The organism is Marinibaculum pumilum (assembly GCF_042646425.1).
GTDB classification, from domain to species: Bacteria; Pseudomonadota; Alphaproteobacteria; order Ferrovibrionales; family Ferrovibrionaceae; genus Marinibaculum; species Marinibaculum pumilum.
Genome location: NZ_JBHRTR010000030.1, coordinates 2627 through 3329 on the forward strand (window position 1 = coordinate 2627; position 703 = coordinate 3329).

The following is a 703-nucleotide window of genomic DNA, read 5'->3' on the forward strand; positions in this document are numbered from 1 at the left end:
CCGTCGTCGCCCGACAGGCTGTCGTCGCCGCCCTCGCCGAGCACGGTGTCCGCGCCGCTGCCGGCCGCGACCATGTCGTGATCGTCGCCGGCATGGATCAGGTCGTCGCCGGACCCGCCATCGACCGTGTCGGCGCCTTCGCCGCCATCAATCGTGTCAGCGCCCGCGTCACCCGCCAGAACGTCATCGCCGGCGCCCCCGGCGATCAGGTCTGCGTCGTCGCCACCGGAAACGGTGTCGGCGTCATCGCCACCGGCGATCGTGTCAGCGCCTGCGCCACCGATGATGGAGTCGTTGCCTGCGCCACCGGCCAAGCTGTCGGCACCTTCGCCGCCATCGATCGTGTCGTCGCCGGACTCGCCCGCCAGCACGTCGTCACCGGCGCCGCCTGCAATCAGGTCTGCATCGTCGCCACCGGAGACGGTGTCGGCATCGTCGCCGCCATCGATGCTGTCAGCGCCCGCACCGCCAAGGATCGAGTCGCTGCCCGCGCCGCCAGCCAGGCTGTCTGCGCCCTCGCCACCGTCGATGCTGTCGGCGCCCTCGCCGCCATCGACCGTGTCGTCGCCGGCGTCACCCGCCAGAACGTCGTCGCCCGCGCCGCCTGCAATCAGGTCCGCGTCGTCGCCACCGGAGACGGTGTCGGCGTCCTCGCCGCCGTCGATCGTGTCGGCGCCGGCGCCACCGAGGATGGCGTCTGCCC

General features: G+C 72.7%; 1 protein-coding gene. It reads right to left on the minus strand.

Features of this window, described 5'->3' with window-relative positions:
- On the minus strand, positions 1 to 692 hold a 692-nt coding region (locus tag ACFOGJ_RS17505; RefSeq protein ID WP_379902859.1), incomplete at its 3' end, for a calcium-binding protein.
- Positions 693 to 703: the final 11 nt, after the last annotated feature.